The organism is Acinetobacter pullicarnis (assembly GCF_006352475.1).
Taxonomy (GTDB): domain Bacteria; phylum Pseudomonadota; class Gammaproteobacteria; order Pseudomonadales; family Moraxellaceae; genus Acinetobacter; species Acinetobacter pullicarnis.
This window is the reverse complement of the sequence record NZ_VCMZ01000001.1, coordinates 977251-998147: the sequence shown is the minus strand read 5'-3', so window position 1 is coordinate 998147 and position 20897 is coordinate 977251. Positions and strand designations below refer to the sequence as shown.

At 43.0% G+C, this 20897-nt stretch carries 17 protein-coding genes; 8 read left to right on the top strand and 9 right to left on the bottom strand.

Annotation, left to right across the window (positions count from 1 at the left end; translation table 11 throughout):
• Position 1: 1 nt before the first annotated feature.
• Positions 2 to 2629, bottom strand: coding sequence for a type VI secretion system Vgr family protein (locus FD716_RS04215; protein WP_139851111.1), 2628 nt, complete (start codon positions 2627 to 2629; stop codon positions 2 to 4).
• Positions 2630 to 2951: 322 nt separating this feature from the next.
• Positions 2952 to 3398 (bottom strand): ABZJ_00895 family protein, encoded by a 447-nt coding sequence (locus FD716_RS04210; RefSeq protein WP_139851110.1) that lies wholly within the window; start codon positions 3396 to 3398, stop codon positions 2952 to 2954.
• A gap of 595 nt (positions 3399 to 3993) precedes the next feature.
• On the opposite strand from FD716_RS04210, the gene FD716_RS04205 reads away from it, so the two are divergent.
• From FD716_RS04205 to FD716_RS04185, 5 genes are all read left to right on the top strand, one after another.
• Positions 3994 to 4905, top strand: a complete 912-nt coding sequence (locus FD716_RS04205) for a phosphoribosyltransferase family protein (RefSeq protein WP_139851109.1) — start codon at positions 3994 to 3996, stop codon at positions 4903 to 4905.
• Complete coding sequence (locus tag FD716_RS04200) at positions 4902 to 6419, top strand: nicotinate phosphoribosyltransferase (RefSeq protein ID WP_139851108.1); 1518 nt, start codon at positions 4902 to 4904, stop codon at positions 6417 to 6419. The genes FD716_RS04205 and FD716_RS04200 overlap by 4 nt, the downstream gene beginning before the upstream one ends.
• Before the next feature lie 85 nt (positions 6420 to 6504).
• Positions 6505 to 7257 (top strand): ADPR responsive transcriptional repressor NtrR, encoded by a 753-nt coding sequence (gene ntrR / locus FD716_RS04195; RefSeq protein WP_139851107.1) that lies wholly within the window; start codon positions 6505 to 6507, stop codon positions 7255 to 7257.
• Positions 7258 to 7377: 120 nt separating this feature from the next.
• Entirely contained in the window at positions 7378 to 8631 is a 1254-nt protein-coding gene (gene sbcD, locus FD716_RS04190) for an exonuclease SbcCD subunit D (protein ID WP_139851106.1), read from the top strand.
• Positions 8632 to 8640: 9 nt separating this feature from the next.
• Positions 8641 to 12237 (top strand): AAA family ATPase, encoded by a 3597-nt coding sequence (locus FD716_RS04185; protein WP_139851105.1) that lies wholly within the window; start codon positions 8641 to 8643, stop codon positions 12235 to 12237.
• Positions 12238 to 12598: 361 nt separating this feature from the next.
• Here FD716_RS04185 and FD716_RS04180 read toward each other — a convergent pair whose 3' ends face one another.
• Together FD716_RS04180 and FD716_RS04175 are read right to left on the bottom strand one after the other, a co-directional pair.
• The gene (locus FD716_RS04180; protein ID WP_139851104.1) at positions 12599 to 13342 is read right to left on the bottom strand and encodes a hypothetical protein; all 744 of its coding nucleotides are present in this window, start codon (positions 13340 to 13342) and stop codon (positions 12599 to 12601) included.
• Between the two features lie 154 nt (positions 13343 to 13496).
• Positions 13497 to 14186 carry a YggS family pyridoxal phosphate-dependent enzyme gene (locus FD716_RS04175; protein WP_139851103.1) on the bottom strand — a complete coding sequence of 230 codons (690 nt, stop codon included), beginning with the start codon at positions 14184 to 14186 and terminating at the stop codon, positions 13497 to 13499.
• A 120-nt stretch (positions 14187 to 14306) separates the two neighbouring features.
• On the opposite strand from FD716_RS04175, the gene FD716_RS04170 reads away from it, so the two are divergent.
• On the top strand, positions 14307 to 15341 hold the full coding sequence (locus FD716_RS04170; RefSeq protein WP_139851102.1) for a type IV pilus twitching motility protein PilT: 1035 nt from the start codon (positions 14307 to 14309) through the stop codon (positions 15339 to 15341).
• Between the two features lie 22 nt (positions 15342 to 15363).
• Positions 15364 to 16428 (top strand): PilT/PilU family type 4a pilus ATPase, encoded by a 1065-nt coding sequence (locus FD716_RS04165; RefSeq protein ID WP_139851101.1) that lies wholly within the window; start codon positions 15364 to 15366, stop codon positions 16426 to 16428.
• A 142-nt stretch (positions 16429 to 16570) separates the two neighbouring features.
• On the opposite strand, the gene fur is transcribed toward FD716_RS04165, so the two are convergent.
• A complete protein-coding gene (gene fur, locus FD716_RS04160; protein ID WP_139851100.1) occupies positions 16571 to 17008 on the bottom strand; it encodes a ferric iron uptake transcriptional regulator in 438 nt (145 codons plus the stop codon).
• Positions 17009 to 17120: 112 nt separating this feature from the next.
• On the opposite strand from fur, the gene FD716_RS04155 reads away from it, so the two are divergent.
• Positions 17121 to 17519: an outer membrane protein assembly factor BamE gene (locus FD716_RS04155; RefSeq protein WP_139851099.1), complete on the top strand. Its 399-nt coding sequence runs from the start codon at positions 17121 to 17123 to the stop codon at positions 17517 to 17519.
• 43 nt (positions 17520 to 17562) lie between these two features.
• Here the strand turns inward: FD716_RS04155 and FD716_RS04150 are convergent, their stop codons facing one another.
• The 4 genes from FD716_RS04150 to FD716_RS04135 all read right to left on the bottom strand — a co-directional run bounded on the left by FD716_RS04150 (position 17563) and on the right by FD716_RS04135 (position 20849).
• Positions 17563 to 17889 (bottom strand): RnfH family protein, encoded by a 327-nt coding sequence (locus tag FD716_RS04150; RefSeq protein ID WP_139851098.1) that lies wholly within the window; start codon positions 17887 to 17889, stop codon positions 17563 to 17565.
• The gene (locus FD716_RS04145) at positions 17889 to 18971 is read right to left on the bottom strand and encodes a hypothetical protein (RefSeq protein WP_215895447.1); all 1083 of its coding nucleotides are present in this window, start codon (positions 18969 to 18971) and stop codon (positions 17889 to 17891) included. Before FD716_RS04145 ends, FD716_RS04150 begins: the two co-directional genes overlap by 1 nt.
• A gap of 161 nt (positions 18972 to 19132) precedes the next feature.
• Complete coding sequence (locus FD716_RS04140; RefSeq protein ID WP_139851096.1) at positions 19133 to 19978, bottom strand: class II glutamine amidotransferase; 846 nt, start codon at positions 19976 to 19978, stop codon at positions 19133 to 19135.
• A 100-nt stretch (positions 19979 to 20078) separates the two neighbouring features.
• On the bottom strand, positions 20079 to 20849 hold the full coding sequence (locus tag FD716_RS04135; protein WP_139851095.1) for a GNAT family N-acetyltransferase: 771 nt from the start codon (positions 20847 to 20849) through the stop codon (positions 20079 to 20081).
• Between the last annotated feature and the right edge of the window lie 48 nt (positions 20850 to 20897).

Genomic DNA, 20897 nt, shown 5'->3' with positions numbered 1-20897 from the left:
TTTATAACTCCACTTTTGCTGAGCCATTCTGTGCCGCTTGGGTTTGTTTAGCAGAACAATCTGGCAAATCTATAGCTGGTGGGTTTACAGCAGCAGCGGACGTAAAAACATGCTGCCCCGCCTTACACAAAAAGGTCATATTGGTGGTAAAAAAAACGCCAGCATCATTTAGGCTGAGTTGTGAACCACCTGCCGTCAGCTGAATTTCTTTGGGGCTGCTAATCTCGATTCGATCTTCTGTTGAGGTGATTTTTATGCCTTGGCGGGCGATCAGATCCATGCCATCACCTTGGGCTTGAATTTCGACTTTGCCTTTGGCTGCCATCAATCGCGCGCCTTGTTGTGCAGCGAATAAACTAATTTTAGAACTGGCATGTGCGAGCAATGATTTTTGCGTACTTAAATTAATACTTTCTCCAGCACTGTGACTAATTTGCCCAGCGGAAGATAGATGTAGATCGGCTTGCGCACTCAAGGTCATGCTATCGGCTGAAGCCAAAATCATCACTGCTGATTTAAATTCTGCTGCTTTTTTAGGATCTTGTTGGGAAAGATGATCAATAAACCCTTTGAGTTGGTCTAGGGTTTCGAGGGGATCCGTTTGTTGATGCTTTGCTACTTCGCTGAGTGCTTTTGCGCTATTGAGATTACTTTCAAGCTGTTGCTTTGCGGTACTGGCCTCTAGATGTACCCCGCCCGCTTGATCTTGTGCATGGGTCGAGATGAGTAGCCCACGCCCCGCACGTAATGCCCCCCATTGGTCGGTTCTGAGTTCAAAACCATCACCACGACCATCACTTTCAGCTTGGTCTTTGGGATGGCTTAAGTTACCTAGATTAAGCTGGGTTGCACCATGACTGCTTTGCAATTGGCTGCTGATTTGTCCCGTGGTATCGTCAAAACGTAGTTGGCCAAAACCGCCACCACCGATTTCTTGCGAACGGATACCGCTGAGTTTATGCGTTGCAGGTAATTGACCTTTGACATCAAATTGCGTCGGTGAGCGCTGTGCTTCATGAATTCGTCCAAGCACAAACGGTCGGTCAATATTGCCGTCAAAGAAATCAATCACCACGATCTCGCCTACACGCGGTAAGAAGCGTGCGCCATAGCCCTCACCTGCCCATGGCGTTAATACATCGACCCAAGCCGAGTCGGTATCGTTGTCATTTGTGCCTGCACCACCATCGTGGCTATGATTTTCAGCACGGGCAAAGAGAAACCGAACTTTAATCCGCCCCCATTCATCAACATGGATGGTTTCACCAGTTGGACCGACCACGCGAGCACGTTGTGGATGGGCTGCGGGTCGATGTTGCAAAGGGTTATATTCGGGCGGCATGGCAATATTACGGCGCTGTAAAACCAAAGTATTGCCTTGACGTTCTGCATCATTGTTTAAAATTTTATCTTGCTCAACCTTAAGTAAACTCTGATTAAGCAGTTGTTTAAACAGCAGATCTAAATCTTTGGGGAGGTTGTTTTGGTTATAAAATGTTTTAGAGACGATCAGAAATTCTTTATCGGCACCTTCATGTGAATCTATTTCTGGATGTTCATTCAACTCAAACCAATAACCGACTTGCGCATCCCGCACCGTGGTTTGTGCAATAAACTGTTTCGACTGCGCATTATAATAATTGGATAAATTTTGATTGATACGTTCAACCTGACGATTCCCCGATGCTGTTGCCTGATCGGCACCGTTTAAATCTTGCATCCATGCCGGACTAAAATGCCATGCTTGCTCTAGAAAAAGACCATCATTATCAATATTTTCACTGTGCTTTTGTGTGCTCTGCACCTGACCTGCGCCAACATCATAATCGAGCACATCGGCCTGCCAACGCTGTACATGCACGGCTGTCGGTTGCAATGATCGTTGCGCAATTAAACTGCGCATACTGTCTTGCCGTTCAGTTGCACTACTCCGATGAAAGCGAATACTTCGACGTGCTAAGGCTTGGTATTGGCTATTGTCATCGATCAAGCGTAACTTCTGTGGCTGAATTGGGTCAGTCAGACGATCCACCATCAGTTGTGCTTCATCAATTAACCAACTGATCCCTTCTTGGCGCATTAAACGGGTTAAAAAGTCATAATCAGATTCGAGGTTCTGCATAATAAATGGACGCACATCATAATCTTGCGTCACCCCACTAAGATCAAGGCTTAAACTGGCTGCAAATAAGCTGTTATTTTGCTGCCACTCTTTAAACAAGGTTTCAATCACCTCGACCACTGACTTATTCATAAATACTCGGCTATTACGACGTTTCTGCCAAAGGGAAGTCGCATCTTCCACACTGAGTTTATAAATAGTGAGCGCGCCATCTGAAGCACCCGCTGCCGCTTCGGTGATGATGCCCGTACTTCGCAATAACTGCCCTAGATCGGAAATGATATCAACTGCAACTTGGCAGCCAATAAATTGTTTTAATTGAATATGCGCATTGTTTGCGAGACAAATCAGTTGTGCTTTAAAACCTTGATTTAAGCCATGTTGCCCATCAATGCGCTGCAAATAGACTTGCTGATTCAGGCTTGAATTGGAAAACTGGATATGGATGGCACGATTTTCAGTCGTTAAACCGAGTTGCGCGAGTACACTCGAAATTGTATTTAGCATTTTTATAATAACCAATTTATTGTATTTAATTGTTGAACTGGCAATCGCCAAACTTGTTTTTAATTTAGATTTTTTTAATTTTATTGCAGCTGTTATCGTTTTCTATAGCTTTTTATCGTAGGTGCTTTGTAGTAGAAACCACTTAAATTTACACATTAATTTATAGCATTCCCCCCTACCTGTGTACAGTTCAGTGCAATGCTATATTTATATTTTTACACAGCAAACGCTTCCTCTTTCTTTATAAACCGTACCAGAACAAATACATGCTAAGGCATCAAGCCATCAAAAGAATAAAAACGTAAGCTGTTATTTCTAGAATTTAACCAAACATTTTATTGGCCATACGTTGCGCTTGTTTACCATGGAACCAATAGGTGATCAGAAAGAATGTCACGGCATAAACCAGTGCCATCGCCAAAATAATCATTAAAAATTGTTGGTTTTGAATATATATAAGAAAGTCTTGCCAAATTTGTGGATCTTGCTGAGCAAAAACATAAAGGCCAAGCACCACGCCAATTATATTAAATAAAGCTAAAACAAAGGTATATCCGAAAGCTAAGCGTAATCTTTCAGGCTGCGTCGGTGCACGGCCTTGTTGCTTTAAAAAAATGTAAAGTACTGTGATCATCGCAATTATATAAGGTACGGCAATAAACCCTTGTGCAATCGCATTCGGAATCATCGGAGCAATCATTCCACTCACGATGGTGAAAATTAAACAACACAGAAAAAAGTAGAGATAATATTTACTTAGCGCAAGCATAGCTGCTACCTATGGTTAAAGTTTCACTATTATAGAAAAAAATTGAACTTTTTAAAAATTATTGTCAACCAATCTTAAATAGACGTCGTTATAGATGTATAAGGTCAGCAGCAACCGTGTTTATTTGCATCGGCATCCGCAAATAATATCGGTGACCTTCTTTTTTCGAATTAGAAAAATAATGCATGCTTCGCGTCTAGATTGGCTAAACAAGCTAGGCTAATTTCACGAAGCACTTTGGCCGGCGATTTTCTCATCACTCGAATCGTCGGCTTTTATTTGTCTGCAGTTTCTATCGCTCAATCGTAAAGCCATGATCTCTACGCTTCACGTTTAAACATTAAAAATACTTTAGGGCTGCTCATCTTACAACAGCGACAGCTCAAGCCACGAAGTACATCACCCCATATTCAGCTCTCAAAAGCCCAATGCTTGGTTACTACATTTCGCCCCCCCTGTGTACATCCATAGTCTTCTATTCACTTTTTTCTAAAAAAATATCTAAGATTATTTTTATAAATAAAACTTGCTCAATATAGTGTCATTATGACACTATATGTTTATTGGCAATAAGCCACTATAAGAGAGCACAATCATGCCCATTCAAATACAAGATCAGTATGCACAGACCATCGCGGTAAAGTTCTCTCAATTTTCTGGCGGAGAGCGACATGTGCAAGTTGCTGCATCGACCCTACAAGGCTTAACTGGCACAGTAAAAATACGTGCGAACCTCCAGCAAAGTTCAGACTGGTTTGATTATTTATTATTAGAAAATGTCCTGCTCGCACAAGGCCTCAACATTGAGCTTGAAATTCCATATTTCCCTTATGCACGCCAAGATCGTCATTGTGCACTCGGACAGGCCTTTTCATTGGAAATGATCACCAAATTACTTAACCTCAACACCGCACCATCTGCGCAACAACGCAAAACAATAATGGTGTGGGATGCGCACAGTGCAGTCACCTGTAACTTACTCAAACAGAACACCCAGTTTAGTGCAGTCATCAACCTCAGTGCTGCAGAAATAATGCAACAAAGTCAGGCATTAAGCCAAATCTTATGCGCTGAAAATAGCGTACTAATTTGCCCAGATGCCGGTGCAGTAACCCGCACCCAAGCGATTGCACAGGCCATGAATGCACAACGCTTCAATCCTCTAGAGATCGTTTATTGTGAGAAACAGCGTGATCCACTCACTGGAAAGATTGTACGAACCCACGTCAATACCACCGATATGACCGGCTTAACCGCCATCATCAGTGATGATATTTGTGATGGTGGTGCAACCTTCATTGCCATTGCACAGCAGTTACGCAACTTAAATTGCAAACAGATCATTTTGTATGTCACTCACGGTATTTTTAGCCGTGGCCTATCGGTTTTTGATGGCTTAATCGATCAAATTTTCTGTAGCGATAGCATTGCGAAAACAGCGACATCGCCCCTGACGACTAGCCTGAATATTATTCCAGTTCATTCAAATGCAGGAGTATCCGCATGAGCCTTAAAATCAATCCCTTACATGCGATCGACTTCTATAAAGCAGACCACAGACGTCAATATCCGGTCGGCACCGAATATGTATATGCCAATTTCACCCCACGTTCTTCACGTTTGGCAAAAATGCTGCCTGACTTTGACGACAAACTGGTCTTTTTTGGCCTACAAGGCTTTATCCAACATTTTTTGATTGAAACCTGGAATGAAGGATTTTTTCAGCAAGATAAACATAAAGTCGTCGCGGCCTATAAACGTCGTATGGACAATGCATTAGGAATTGATGCTATTCCTGTTGATCACATTGAAGCATTGCATGACTTAGGCTATTTACCATTAAAAATTAAAGCCTTGCCAGAAGGCAGTCGAGTCAATATGCGGGTACCCTTGTTAACCGTGGTCAATACCTTGCCTGAGTTTTTTTGGTTGACCAATTATATTGAAACGGTGCTCAGTGCTGAACTTTGGAAGCCTTGTACCACAGCAACCATTGCCTATGAATACAAACGTTTACTCACACAATATGCGCTTAAAACGGGTGCAGATTTGGCTTTTGTCCCCGTACAAGCACATGATTTTAGTAGTCGTGGCATGAGTGGTATTTATGATGCAGCCCAAGCCAGTGCTGGTCACCTCACCAGTTTTATTGGCACTGATGCGATCTTAGCCATTGATTATATGGAAGAATACTATCAAGCAGCGGATGTGGTTGGGGTGTCTGTACCTGCCACTGAACACAGCGTGATGTGTATGGGAACTGAAGACGATGAACTAACGACTTTTAGACGTTTAATTTGTGACTTGTATCCAAGTGGCATCGTCAGCATCGTTTCCGATACTTGGGATTTCTGGCGCGTGATCACCGAGTTTAGCGTTGCGTTAAAAGCGGAAATCCTCGCACGTACCCCCAATGCGATGGGGCTTGCCAAATTGGTTTTTCGTCCAGATTCTGGCGATCCAGTTAAGATTATTTGTGGTGATCCTGAAGCGGCTGTTGCTAGTCCGGCATATAAAGGTGCTGTCGAATGTTTATGGGAGATTTTTGGCGGAACAACGACAACCCTAGGCTATAAAGTACTCAATGAACGAGTGGGCTTAATTTATGGTGATTCGATTACCTTACAACGTGCCCAAGCGATTTTGATCGGACTTGAAGCCAAAGGCTTTGCCTCAAGCAACCTGGTCTTTGGGATTGGCAGTTATACCTATAACTATTTGACTCGTGACACTTTTGGTTTTGCAGTCAAAGCCACTTGGGGCCAAGTCAATGGCAGTGCCCGTGAGCTGTTTAAAGACCCAATCACCGACAGTGGCATTAAAAAATCAGCCAAAGGTTTATTGCGTGTTGAGCAGTCCGTCGCTGGATTTGAACTGTTTGATCAGCAAACGGCAGTACAAGAGCAACAAGGGGAGCTAAAAACAGTATTTGAAAATGGTCAGTTCCTGCAGCAATGTAATTTAGCGCAGATTCGCAATAGATTAGAACTGGCTTTAGCAGCAGCGACTGTAACGACTTAGACTGTTTACCAATTGCCCATCATGCCTTGAGGTCGGTACAATGCCCATACCGACCCTCTTTACTTATTTATACTGAGTCTTTGCCATGAGCGCTTGCAGTGAACAAGAATACCTAGCCAACTATCAAGCCAATCGCTATCCAACACCGCTGCTCACGGTAGATATGGCGATTTTCTCGATCAAAGAAAGCCAATTGCAGGTCTTGCTCATTCAACGTTCCAATTTTCCTGCCAAAGGGCAATGGGCGCTACCAGGTGGCTTTGTCGATTTGACCCAAGATGCCGACCTGCTGGCCTCGGCAAAACGTAAATTGATTGAAAAAACAGGAATTAAAACCCCCTATTTAGAACAAGTGGCGAGTGTCGGCAATGCCAAGCGTGATCCGCGGGACTGGTCGGTCACCGTCGTTTATTTTGCCTTGATCGATTTCAATGCAATCGCCTCGCAATTGAGCGCGACAGAACAAAGCCAATGGGTCCCTGTACATGAGGCACTACAACATGAGTTGGCCTTTGACCATCGTCATTTATTGACACTGGCCAGCGAACGTCTCCGTAGTCGCACCCGCTATACGGCGCTGCCAATCAGCTTAATGCCCCCGCTGTTTACCCTGACCGAGTTACAGCAAATTTATGAAATCATTTTGGGGCAAAGCTTAGAAAAAAAATCATTTAGACGGCGAATGCTAGATGCAGGTGTGGTTGACGAGACCGATCAAAGTAAAATTGCTGGCAAGCGTCCAGCCCAGTTATATCGTTATGCTTTAGCGGACTACGCTTTTCAGTTCCCACGCATATTAGAATACCCAAGAAGCAACAACGATGCGCAAAGCCTTTGATCTCACCGCATCAGCTCAAGCTTAATCACTTGGATGGATTTAAAGCCATCCGCTGCGTAACTGCATAGCGCAATTTATGCTACCTTATCCTTTTCCGCTTTTTAAGCTTGTGGTAAATCAATGACTGTACGCTTTTTTCATACTTCAGACTGGCACTTGGGACAGTACTTTTATCACCATTCACGCCAATATGAACATGAACAATTTCTTGCTTGGTTATTGCAGCAAATTGAAGCACGTCAGCCCCATGCGCTGTTAATTGCAGGCGATGTATTCGATGTCATTAACCCTGCCTCACATGCACAAAAACAACTCTATCAGTTTTTAGCCGATGCCCATCAACGTGCGCCACATATGCAAACCTTGATGATTGCGGGCAATCATGATTCAGGCTATCGCATTGAACAAGTTGAACCTTTACTGGAAAAATATCAGGCCAAAGCCGTTGGGGTGATTCGACGCAATGCCGAAAATCAACTTGATCTCAATCGGCTCCTAATCCCCATTTATAATGAAAGCCAACAGGTGGTGGCATGGTGTCTGGCATTGCCGTTTCTACGCCCTGCTGAAATCACGGGACTGAATGAACAGAGTCAAAACAGCCAAGCCGCAATTGCACATATTCATCAACAACTGATTGCACTGGCGAAGCAGACTAAAACCGATGATCAAGCCTTGATTTTAATGTCGCACGCGCACATGCAAGGTGGCGAAACCTCAGATTCCGAACGTCCGATTATTGTGGGGAACGAAGAAGCGCTGTCTACCGCCCTATTTGATGATGTGATTGACTATGTCGCACTCGGCCATTTGCACAAACCGCAAAAAGTACAGCATCCACATATTCGCTATAGCGGTTCACCAATCCCACTTTCCTTTAGTGAGATTAACTATAAGCATCAGGTGGTTGAAGTCACAATTGATCCGAGCAAACCCGATGAATCACGGGTGCAGTTTGAGGTATTGCCGATTCCACGCAGCATACAATTGCATAAAATTGCGGATGAATTAACAGACGTTTTTAATGCACTCAAAGCCTTACCAAGTGGTGAAATTGAACAGATTGATCAACGTCCTTATCTGGATATTGAATATCACAGTTCGACTCCGCCACCACCTAATTTACGCCAACAATTTGAAGATGCTCTCCCCCCTAATCGCTATCGTTTGGTGCGTATTGCGCGTAAATATTTAGCCAATGAAAATACACTAAGCAGCAGTGACAGCATCAGTTTAGAACCACCAACGCCAGCCAAACTGTTTCAACAACTGTGGGATAAACAAGGCTACAGCCCCGACGACGACGTTTTAAAAGACTTTATTTCTCTGGTCGATGAAGCTGAAAAATCACTTGAAGAACAACACGGCGCTTAGGGTTCTGCTATGAAAATTTTATCAATTCGTATTAAAAATTTAGCCTCACTTGCCGGTGAACATTTTATTGATTTTGAAAGTGATCCCTTGGCCAGCGCAGGTTTAATCGCGATTGTGGGAAAAACTGGTGCGGGTAAATCCACCATTTTAGATGCCATGTGTTTGGCATTGTTCAATAAAATGCCACGTTTAAAAGACAGTGATGGCAAACTGAAAGATGTCGATGGCTCTGAATTACTCGCCAACGCGCCACAAACCGTGTTACGCCGTGGCACTGCACATGGTTATGCTGAATTGTGCTTTGTCGCGCAAGATCAGAAACGTTATTTGGCCCGTTGGGAAATTAAACGTGCACGGGAAAATCCAACGGGAAAACTACAAGCAATACAACGATCATTGACCTGCTTAAGCGATGGTATTGTGGTTGCAGATAAAATCAAGGCAGTCGATGAACAGATTAAGCGGATTACCCAACTGAGTTTTGAGCAATTTACCCGTGCGGTATTGCTCGCACAATCCGAAGTCACTGCATTTTTAAAAGCCAGAGACAGTGAACGTGGTGAACTACTGGAATATCTGACCAATTCCAGTATTTTTGGGAAAATTGGTGAGTTGGCCTTTAGAAAGACCGCTAATATTGCCAAACAACGCAAGCAACTTGAGGAACTGATCGGACATATTGAAGTATTATCCGAGGAAGATCTCGCCTTACTCAATAGTGAATTAACATCATCGAATCAAGCCCTGCAACAGCTTGAGGCGCAAAAGCAACAGCTAGCGCAACAACAGCAATGGTATCAACAACAACAGAAATTAGATGCTGCAATTGCAGAAAAGCAGCTACAGCATGATGCTCAGCTGCAACAGCAGCAGCGCTTAGTCCCTGAAAAAGTACGCTTAGAGCAATTAGAGCAATTTGCATCAATACGCTCAGTGGTGTTTCAACAGCAGCAACAGCAAGCGGCACAACAACTATTGGCCCCACAACGCCAACAGGCACAGCACAGCTTTGATCAATTGGCACAACAATTTGAGCTGAAAAAACAACATTATCAACAAGCTGAACAGGCACTCACCCAGATACAAGCCTTTCAACAACAACATGCACTTGCTATCAAACAAGTTCGACAATGTGTTGAAAAACGTGATTTTATTAAAGAACCCTATACCAAAACCAAGATGCTGCTCAGCCAACTTGAGCAACAGCAACAACCGCTTGAGCAACAACAGCAAGCACTCAACACGCAATTGCAACAGCAACAACTCCAGCAAATTGAGCTGCAGCAACACTTGCAGCAGAGTGCTGGATTTTCCAGTTTAGATCAGGGGCTTGCAGCACATCTGCAACAGTTAAAACAGTTTATTCATCAGTATCAGCCAATTGAGCAACAATTTGGCCATCTCGATGCTGCCAAACAACAACTCACGCAAAAACAAGCTGAATTGACCCAGTCACAACAGCAATACGGTAATCTTGAGCAGATCGAAACCAAGCTGGTAGCGCATCGCACGCAGCTTGAGCAAAAGCTTGCACAATGCAGTCAATTTGAACGGCTTGAACAAATCGTAGAACGCGATATCGAACAACAACAGCAACTGATGCAACTCACCAGCCAAGTCGTTCCCTTGCAACAACAAGTCAAGCAGCTTCAACTGGATACCCAACAGGCCGAACAACAATATCTAACCGCTAAAACCAAACGCAGCCAACTGCAACAATTTTTACAGCAGCAGCGCTTACTGCATAGTGAAAACATTGAACAACTACGTGCCGAGTTGGTGCCAGGTCAGGCTTGTATTGTCTGCGGCAGTAGCGAACATCCTTATCGCCAAGCAGATTCTGAGCTTTCTCATACATTGTTTGTATTACAACAACAGCAACAACAACTGGCTGAAACTCATGAACAAACAGCACTACTCAATTGGCAACAGCAGCAACAACAACTGAGTCAGTGCCAAAGTAAACTGGAACAACTGAGTCAGCAACAACAAATGGCGAACAACCAGCAACAACAGCTTAAACTCAAGTTAAAGCAACAACTTGAAGCCGACAAATTACAGCTTGATTTACAGCAGACCGCTGAAGCGCTATTTGCCAGCATTCAGCAAGAAAAAGTTGCTTGCCAACAGCAGGTCGTACAATTAGAACACGCAATACAGCAACTACACCCTGTCATGAAACAACAACAGCAAGACAGCCAGCAACTGCAACAGTTACAGCACTCGATTGCCAATGCCACGCAATTGCTCAGTCAAGTTGCGCATATCTTTGCCTGTGTAAGCCCCGAGCAACAGGCCAAGCCAAATCAAGCAATGACCACGTTGGCACAGCAGATACTGCAAAGTCTGAGCCAACGCATGCAGCAATTGGAACAGCAACACAGTCTACAAAAACAAATTGAGCAACAGCAACAACAATTGGACTTAGTTATTGCCGATCAAAAAAATCTAGCGGCACAACATGCCAGTACCCAGCAACGCTTGGATGACATGGAATTACAAGGCAAACAAAATCAGAATATCGCCACGCAATTGATCTTGGAGATGACTGGGGAAACTGAAGTTAAATTTACGGATTGGCTGACTCAACAAGACCTGCAATTGCAACAAGCCCAAACAGCTGATCGTATGGCAAGACAAGCTTTTGAAAAAATACGCCAGCAATTTGAGCAACAAAAAAGTGAAGTTGATCAGCTCAATACCCAATGGCAGCAGCATGAGAAAAATCTTGCACAATACACCACAGACATTCGTGCATGGCTCAAGCAGCAGCCGAACTTTGACCTAACGCTGCTGACCGAGTTAATCAAGGTTAGTCCAGCTCAAGAACAGCAAATCCGACTTAAACTGCAACAGGCTGAACGTTTGCTGAATGAATCTGCTGCGGTCTTAAACACCATGCAAGCGCAATTGACCGAACATCTGCTGCAACAGCCTGAACTTGCTTTAGCAGAACTGCTGGAACAGATCGCCCTGAACCTCAGTCAGCTCAATCAACAACTTGAGCAACGTGATCAAGTGAAGTTGAAACTCGAACTACATCAGCTCAATCTACAGAAACAATACGAGTTTGCTGAGCAGATTCAAGCTGTACAGCAACAAGAACATCGTTGGAGCAAAATTTCAGGCTTGATGGGCGATGCCAATGGGAAACGATTTCGAGACAGTGCACAGCAATATCATCTTGATATCTTAATTGAATACGCCAACCAACAATTGGCACTGCTCTCACAGCGCTATACCCTACAGCGTTTAGACAATTCCTTGAGCCTCGCGATTATTGACCATGATATGGATGGCGAAACTCGCTCAGTGGCTTCACTTTCAGGTGGTGAGTCCTTCCTAACCGCATTGGCGCTGTCTTTGGCAATTGCCAACATGGCGTCGGGTTCAATGAAAATTGAATCGTTATTTATCGATGAAGGCTTCGGTACGCTCGATGCTGGCTCGTTGCATCTGGTGATGAATGCGTTGGATCAATTACAAGGCCAAGGCCGTAAAGTTGTGCTGATCTCACACATCTCCGATATGCATGAACGTATTCCTGTACAAATTCAGGTGAATCCACGCGGTGCGGGTGCCAGTTCGATTGAGGTGGTGGGTTAAATCAGTTACTTGATCCGAATCCATTGGTAGAGGTCGAAGCTGTGGCCAAAATAAAGCCAGTCAATTTAAACTGGACTGGCTTTATTTTTAGGCACTTCAATACCATTATTTTTTATCTGCAGGAAAGGCATTTGGGCCTGGTGCATATTTGGTTTTCGGTTGTTCGACTTGTTCTTCTGTTTGTAGTTCATAAATCACGGTGCCTAAATGCTCACCTTTAGTTTCAGTCGCATTGGCATGGTCTGCTGCCTCAACGCGCTCTGCTGTAGTGGCAGTTGTCGTCTCTGCGGTATTTTCTGAACTGGAAAATCTCTACTTAACCAGAAAGCCCTTTAATAAAAGTCCTTTCTGGTCATCTGTATTAATCTGCAGGAAAGGCATTGGGTGCCGGTGCATATTTGGTTTTCGGTTTATCTGACTGCACGGGTGCTTTCAGTTCATAAATCACAGTACCAATAATCCCTGTGTTTTTAATCGAGCCACTGGTGGTGTTTGCAGCATAAGCATCACTTGGTTGGCTAAAGGTAAATGAAGCCACGGCAGCTTCACTCTTTCTAAAACCTGCAATATTTAAGCTTGAATACGGTTTTAAAACATAACCACTATTACGACGAGAAGCTTGAGTGCCATCCAATACATCTAAACCATCAACACTGGCCACCACTTCAAAGGTCTTGCCCGTATTATTTTCATATTGCAGTTGATAACTTTGGCCCGGCTTTCCTGCCAAATAATATTCTTGCCCCACACGATAAATCGGCAGTGGATTGCTTTGGTCGTCGACCAATGCAAAACTGACTTTACCTGCAGCCATCGAAATACTATTCACAGCACGACCGTTATAATCTTTATTGGCATAACGCACAGATGCTTCAGCAATCGGTTGATTCGATACACGTGAAATGTAGACCTCCCGTATTTGTGAACTAATATCATCCCCCCATTTTGTCCCCAAACGTTCAGCTTGTTTTACATCTTGATTCGCTGCATTGAGCGCTGACGCTGGTTTCGAAGACTGCTCTACTTGTGTTGCTATATAGGGCTGACTACAGCCTGTCAAAAACCAAGCCCCGAGTATTCCAAATAAAATATTTCGTTTTAACATCGCTGTACTCTACATTCTGTTTATTGGCTATTTCTTTCGTACATTTAGATTCGGTTCAGCAAGATTGGGCTGAGTCACATTACTGCTCTCAGCCACTTTACCTTACAACATACATGGTATAAGTTTTAAATTCTCATATTTCATCATGTTAATTTTAAACAGTCGCGTAGTTGCGTTGACCAAATAAAGCGGTTCCGACCCGAACCATCGTCGATCCTGCCGCAATTGCTTCAGCTAAGTCAGCTGACATGCCCATACTCAGCGTATCCCAGTCAGCAGGCTGTGCATGTAAACTTTTAACCTGTTCAAAGAGTTGTGTTGCTTGTGCAAAGGCTGTGGTGTTATCTGGCGCAGGAATCACCATCAACCCACGTAATTTCAAATGCGGCAATACACTGATCTGTTGCACTAAATCGGCAACTTCGGCTGGTTGGCAACCATCTTTACTGGCTTGATCATCAATATTGACTTGAATACAAATATTCAAAGCCGCTTGGGTCGGTTGACGTTGCTGCGATAACCGTTGCGCAATCAGCAATCGATCAACCCCATGCACCCAAGCAAATTTCTCGGCCAAATGTTTGGTTTTATTACGTTGGACATGCCCAATAAAATGCCATTCGATATCCAAGTCTTGTAGGGCTTCAATTTTCTCCAATGCCTCTTGCAAATAATTCTCGCCAAAAGCACGTTGCCCAGCATGATACATCGCCGTTAAGCAGTCACTTGGCTGCATTTTAGAAACAGCTAAAAGTTGTACTGTATTTTCAGCTCTGCCTACTTTCGCACAAGCTTGTTCGATTTGCGCTAATACTTCACCACGGGCCACAACTAAATCATTCATTCAGGCTTTTCTCTTTTCAAAAATACACGTATTTCAATCAATTCAATGATTGGTTAAGTGAGGTGGAAACCGTATCATTTTTCTAAATTTTTCAATAAAAAAGGACCATCCCGAAACCAAATGGATATTACAGAATTACTCGCATTTTCGGTTAACAATGGCGCTTCTGATTTACATCTTTCAGCAGGTTTACCCCCCATGATTCGCGTAGATGGTGATGTACGTCGCATCAACTTACCCGCTTTTGAACAGAAAGATGTGCATCAACTCATTTACGACATTATGAATGATAAACAACGGCGTGACTTCGAAGAACAGTTAGAAACTGATTTTTCTTTTGAAATCCCCGATATTTCACGTTTTCGCGTCAATGTCTTCAATCAAAATAGAGGGATTGCTGCCGTATTTCGGACCATTCCCTCCAAAATTCTCACTTTAGAAGACTTGGGGCTGGGTCAAATCTTTAAGGATATCTGTAATTATCCTCGTGGGATCGTCTTGGTCACTGGACCAACAGGCTCTGGTAAATCAACCACCTTGTCAGCCATGCTCGATTATATCAATGGCACTCGCTATGAGCACATATTAACAATCGAAGATCCAATTGAATTTGTGCATCCATCCAAAAAATGTCTGATTAACCAACGTGAATTACACCGCAATACCCATAGTTTTAGCGCGGCATTACGCTCTGCCTTACGTGAGGACCCCGATATTATTTTGGTTGGTGAATTACGTGATCTAGAAACCATTCGTTTGGCGCTGACCGCAGCAGAAACTGGTCATTTGGTCTTTGCAACCTTACACACCACCTCCGCGGCAAAAACCATAGATCGTATTATTGATGTATTCCCATCTGAGGAAAAAGGCATGATCCGTGCAATGTTATCTGAATCATTACAAGCGGTGATTGCACAAGTGCTTTTAAAGAAAAATGGTGGTGGTCGTGTTGCTGTACATGAAATCATGCTCGGCATTCCCGCAATACGCAATTTAATCCGTGAGAATAAAATCGCGCAAATGTACTCTGCCATCCAGACAGGCGCTCAACACGGCATGATTACCTTAGACCAGAGTTTAAAAAACCTCATTAATGACAACCTGATAAATGCGGACATCGCACGCACCGTGGCAAAACAACCCGACTCATTTTAAGTACCATACAATAGGATAAAAAATGGATTTTAATGGCCTACTCAACTTAATGCTTGAGCAACGTGCGTCTGATCTATTTATCACAGCAGATGTGCAACCCTCCTTAAAGATTAATGGTCAAATTCGACCGATTGGCAAAACCAAGCTCACGGCCACGATGATTGCACAACTGCTGCAAAGCATTATGAATGAAAAGCAGCGACTCGAGTTTGCAACAACACGTGAAGCCAACTTTGCGATCAACAATCAAGATCGAACAGCACGTTTTCGGGTCAGTGCCTTTCAACAACGTGATGCGCCAGGCATGGTATTGCGCCGTATTGAAAATAAAATTCCGGACATTGAAACCTTGAACTTACCGCCTATTCTGAAAGAACTCAGCATGACCAAGCGCGGTATTATCATTTTAGTCGGTGCAACAGGTTCAGGTAAATCAACCTCTTTGGCCGCAATGATTGGTTATCGTAATCACAATGCGCAGGGACACATAATTACCATTGAGGACCCCATTGAGTTTATTCATGAACATGCGGGTTGCATTATTACCCAACGCGAAGTCGGTATTGATACCGATTCTTTTGAGGTTGCACTAAAAAACACCTTACGTCAGGCGCCCGACGTCATTTTAATCGGTGAAATTCGCAGTCGAGAAACCATGGATTATGCACTCAGTTTTGCCGAGACAGGACATCTGGTCTTTGCCACCCTGCATGCCAACAATGCCAATCAAGCACTGGAACGCATCGTCCATTTTTTTGACAGTGATCGACATCAACTAACCTATATGGCGTTGTCTTTAAACCTAAAAGCAGTGATTGCACAACAACTAATTCCAAGTATCGATGAAAGTCATCGCTGTGCTGCGATTGAAATCATGATCAATAGCCCCCTAACCATGGAGTTGATTCGTAAAGGTAAAATAAGCGAAATTAAAGACTTAATGAAACGCTCTCGCGAAAATGGGATGCAGACCTTTGACCAAGCTTTATTTGATTTATATCAGTCCGGGCAGATCAGTTATCAGCAAGCGCTCTTGCATGCCGACACCCCCAATGATCTACGTTTACAAATTAAACTCTCGGGTTAGAACCGTCTTGGGGCATTCAGGGTTCAGCCGCATAACTTGCAAGATCGCATTGTGCCTAAAGCGATTCTAGGACGGGACAGGCAAAAGAAAAGGAGGTATCAATTTGATCCTCCTTTTCTTTTTTTCTTGCAAAGATAAAGCCTTACTTCTTTTTTGAAATCTCTTGGCATTCTGCATCACTGCAATAACCGTAGAGGTTTAAAGAGTGACCCGTCAACGTAAAGCCAAACTTCTTGGCGACTTCATGTTGTTCATGCTCAATCACATCATTGGTAAACTCAAGGACTTTATTACAGCCTTGGCATACGAGATGATCATGATGATCTTCTTGCATAATTTCAAAAACTGAGTGATTATTCTCAAAGTGATGACGTTGGATAATACCAGCAGCTTCAAACTGTGTTAACACACGGTAAACCGTTGCTAGTCCAACATCTTCACCTTGTTCAAGTAAAGTTTTATAAATATCTTCCGCGCTCAAGTGATGTTGTCTTGAATTTTCTAATAATTCCAAAATCTTGATTCGTGGTAGGGTAACTTTCAGTCCAGCTTTGCGTAAATCTTGATTTGAAATAGCCATATACAAAGGTCTCTTAACAAATTTTAAGTTGGAATATGCAACAGAGTTTAGATGCAGTATGATCTATGGTTGGATCAAATGCATCAAAATTAATTTGGGATAGTGTAGCAAAATGCAAAAAATCATACTGACCGTATTCCTCGCTTCGCTGCTTGGTGGCTGCTCAATATTTGGCGTATATAAGGTTGATATTCCTCAGGGAACACCATTAACCAAAGCGCAAGCTTCAAAAATTCAAGTCGGTATGACTTATCAACAAGTCCGCTTTTTGTTGGGTAGTCCGACCATCACTGATCCAATGAACCAGCTTCGTTGGGACTACATGTATAACTACATCCCTGGCACTTACGCTAAAAAAGCCAAGATTCCAGCAGCACATGGCCAACACTTAAAAGTGTATTTTAATGAGTCAGGGATTGTGAACAAAATCGAAGGAATTGAAACTATTCCAGAAACTCAACCAGGCTTACCATCGTCTAAAGAAGCGATTTTAAATGCTCCTCCACTATAGCCAATTTAATTAAAAAAACCACCCCTCACCAGAGGGGTATTTTTTATTTTTTCAGTTGTTTAAAGCGATTTCCGCGACAATAGCGCCCAACCGGGTTAGCCGCTGCTCGCTGACGACGTATTTCTTTTGGATTTATACCAAGTGGTCTATAAATCTCAATACGATCTCCAGCTTTGAGCAAATGCATCGGGTCATTCAATTTCACCCCAAAAATCCCAAAACGATAATCTTCTGGCAAATTTACTTGCGTGACAATACCGCTTTGCTCAATCGCATCGCTTAGGGTCATGTGTTCCTGAAACGGCACTTCAATATAAAACTGCTGCTCAGGCGTGACATAAGCCACCCAAACTTTTAAAGGCTTCGGCATTACAGCAGTTGCCCGATATACGCAATTATTGCCACGATAATCGCCAAGGGTAAGATCACCCGCACAGCAATACGCCATACGTTATATAGCAACTCATTATTAAAGTTCATGGCCTTACGTAGATGGCTAATTTTCATCATCCAACCCACGAAAATTGAATAGCCCAAGCAAATCACTAAGCCCAGCAACATAAGTACTGAGTTCAAAATACCGTGAATCGCTGGAAGCAGCCATACCAGCAAACCTAGTACCAAAATCGCATACTGAATCAGCACATTGACTTGACGATGTTGGAATTGCTCTCTGGCCATTTGAATCAACAACGCCACGGCAAATATTGCAGTCAATAACAAGCTAACTGCTGGAATTTGAGCGGCAACACCGAAATAACCAAATGCAATCACTGCGAGTAATTGCGCAATCCAAATTGGAAGCGCGGTATGACTGGCCGCCTGTTGTTGCTGTACATTCAACAAACTATTTTGCCAATATAAACCTAAGCCTAGACCGGAAGCGACTAAGGCAAGAATCGTGGCACTGCCCCACTCACTAAACTCTACCGCAGTCAGATGCCAAGGCTGTAAATCTGTACCAAAAACATTAGCCACGACCAAAGAGGCAATCACCCCTAGACCTGCCAATAGAATCAAAATTGGTCGCGCAATAAAAGACAGTGCCAAGGCAAGCAACATTGCGATTGCAAGCACGATCGTGCTATCAAGCGCTAGCGCTGTAAACGGTACACTTAACTTAGTGATATTCGATAAAATTCCACCGGCTAGAAATGGAATGAAAATAATCGCCAACCAAGCAATACCACGCCATCTCGGTGATACATCGGCATCACGGGTGAGGCTTGAAAGTGCATTGAGTGCTGTGGTCTTAGAACGCTTCGCCAAAGCAATTTCTAGATATGCAATTGGCAATGACAGCAATAACATGCTGACCAACCACAATATCCAAAAATCAATCTGACGATCGATTTGTAAACCTAGACTCGGTGCAAGCCCAGCAATAATGATAAAAGATAAACAAAATGCCATGAGCGGCGATAACCATCGAGACATCGTATTGTCCTGCATGACGTGTACCCAGTTAAAATCTAGCGCTATTTTGCCTTTGTCATAGGGGAAAATCAAAGCTTAGCGCTAAAAAACCATTGCAAAAGCCAAAGATGCGGCTAAAAGCGCGTAATTCAAGCTGACCTGAAGCAAAATTTTGTCTTTGACGAGATCGAGTTGCTTTAGTGATCGGCTTTAGTAATGCGTTTTAAACTTGGATCTTGTTGTTCTCGCAGCAAGCGTTCAATCTTGGTCACGGTTCTTTGCACCGGCTTGCCATCTTTAAATAAGATCAGCTCACCGGGCAAAAAGGAATGCCAATGTTCATTGTGCGTCAACGGTTCGGTGGTAATCACCGCAACACGGTCTTCTGGCGTAGTAACTTCACTAAAATCGACTTCTACATCGATATCAATCAACTGTGCAGGCTGAAAAGGATATTCACGTACCAACCAATGTAGTTTTGTCGTATTAAAACTAAATAGAGCTTGTCCATTCGACAGGCAAAAATTCAATGTTCCATATTCAGCAATTTGCGGGGAAATTTCAGCAAGTGTATTAAAAATTTGTTCTAAATCAGGTTCAATATAGCCAAAGCGCTCAACCAGCTGATCGAGTAAATAGCAAAAAGCCCACTCACTGTCGGTATTTCCAACTGGGGTAAATCGTGCAGACAGACTTGGATGAAATTGATGTAAATCACCGTTATGCGCAAAAATCCATTGTCTTCCCCACAGCTCACGGCTAAAAGGATGCGAGTTTTCCAGCGTGATCTTGCCTTGGGTCGCTTTACGGATATGTGCAATCACATTGCGTGATTTGATCGGATAATTACGTACAAACTCTGCAATCGGAGACTCTACAGCGGATTGATTATCCACAAATAAACGACATGCTTTGTCTTCAAAAAAAGCGATACCGAAACCATCAGAATGATCAGATGTAATTCCTGCGCGTTGAGAAAAGCCACGGAACGAAAAGGTAATATCCGTTGGCGTAGCACAATTCATTCCTAATAGTTGGCACATAATAATTCATATAAAAAACAGCTTTTGGTATTGTGCATCAGTCCCCGAGCGCTTGCAAATCTCTTTATTTGCAAACTTTTTTAAAAAACCCTAGGCCACACTACATCATTTTTTTCAGCACAATTTTTTTCATTACATCCGAGACTTGCATAACAACCAAATAATCCAAGCAATTAAAATGTTTGTCATGAAATGCCTGAGTCGAAAGTTTTGCCTGCATCTCTAAATAAACCTGAAACAATTTGGGAATTCGTTCATCTTGCGGAAAACTACAAGCTGGTGGCTTGGGCTCATAGACCTCATGTGCCACTACCTGAACTTGCCTGTTTTCAGGTAATTGCTGAATCTGTTGATGAGTATGATATACACGTGCAAGATTATCTTTTAAATGAATACTCACACAACCAATCAAATGCTTGGCTTTCATTTTCCATAAAACCGTAGGCAGTAAATTCAACCATAAAATCGACAGTGCCCGTCCATTACGATAACGTGGATGCACACAAGTTCGGCCGATTTCAACAATATTCGACAACTGCGAAAATGCGGATAAATCAAATTCTTGCGCACTATAGCTCTGGTTGAGCTGATGGCCCTGAAACAGTCTGAGTCGGGTATAAGCAACAATTTCATTGCTCCATTTATCGCGTAATACCGCATGTTCACAATCTAAATCATATAAGTCTTGATCTAAGCCATTTTCAAATTGAATGCCAAACTGCTTAGAAAATTGTTCTGCGCGAAATTGTTGAACTTGTTTTAATTGTTTTAGATCTTCAACCCATTCAAATCGATATTGAGATTGGTTTTTTTTAGGGCGGACTAAAGGAAAGCTTAAGTTTTGTCGGTATTGATTTAGTTTTGCAAACATAGCGAGGACTCCATTTACTTTTAATAAAGCTATGCAATCCTCATGACA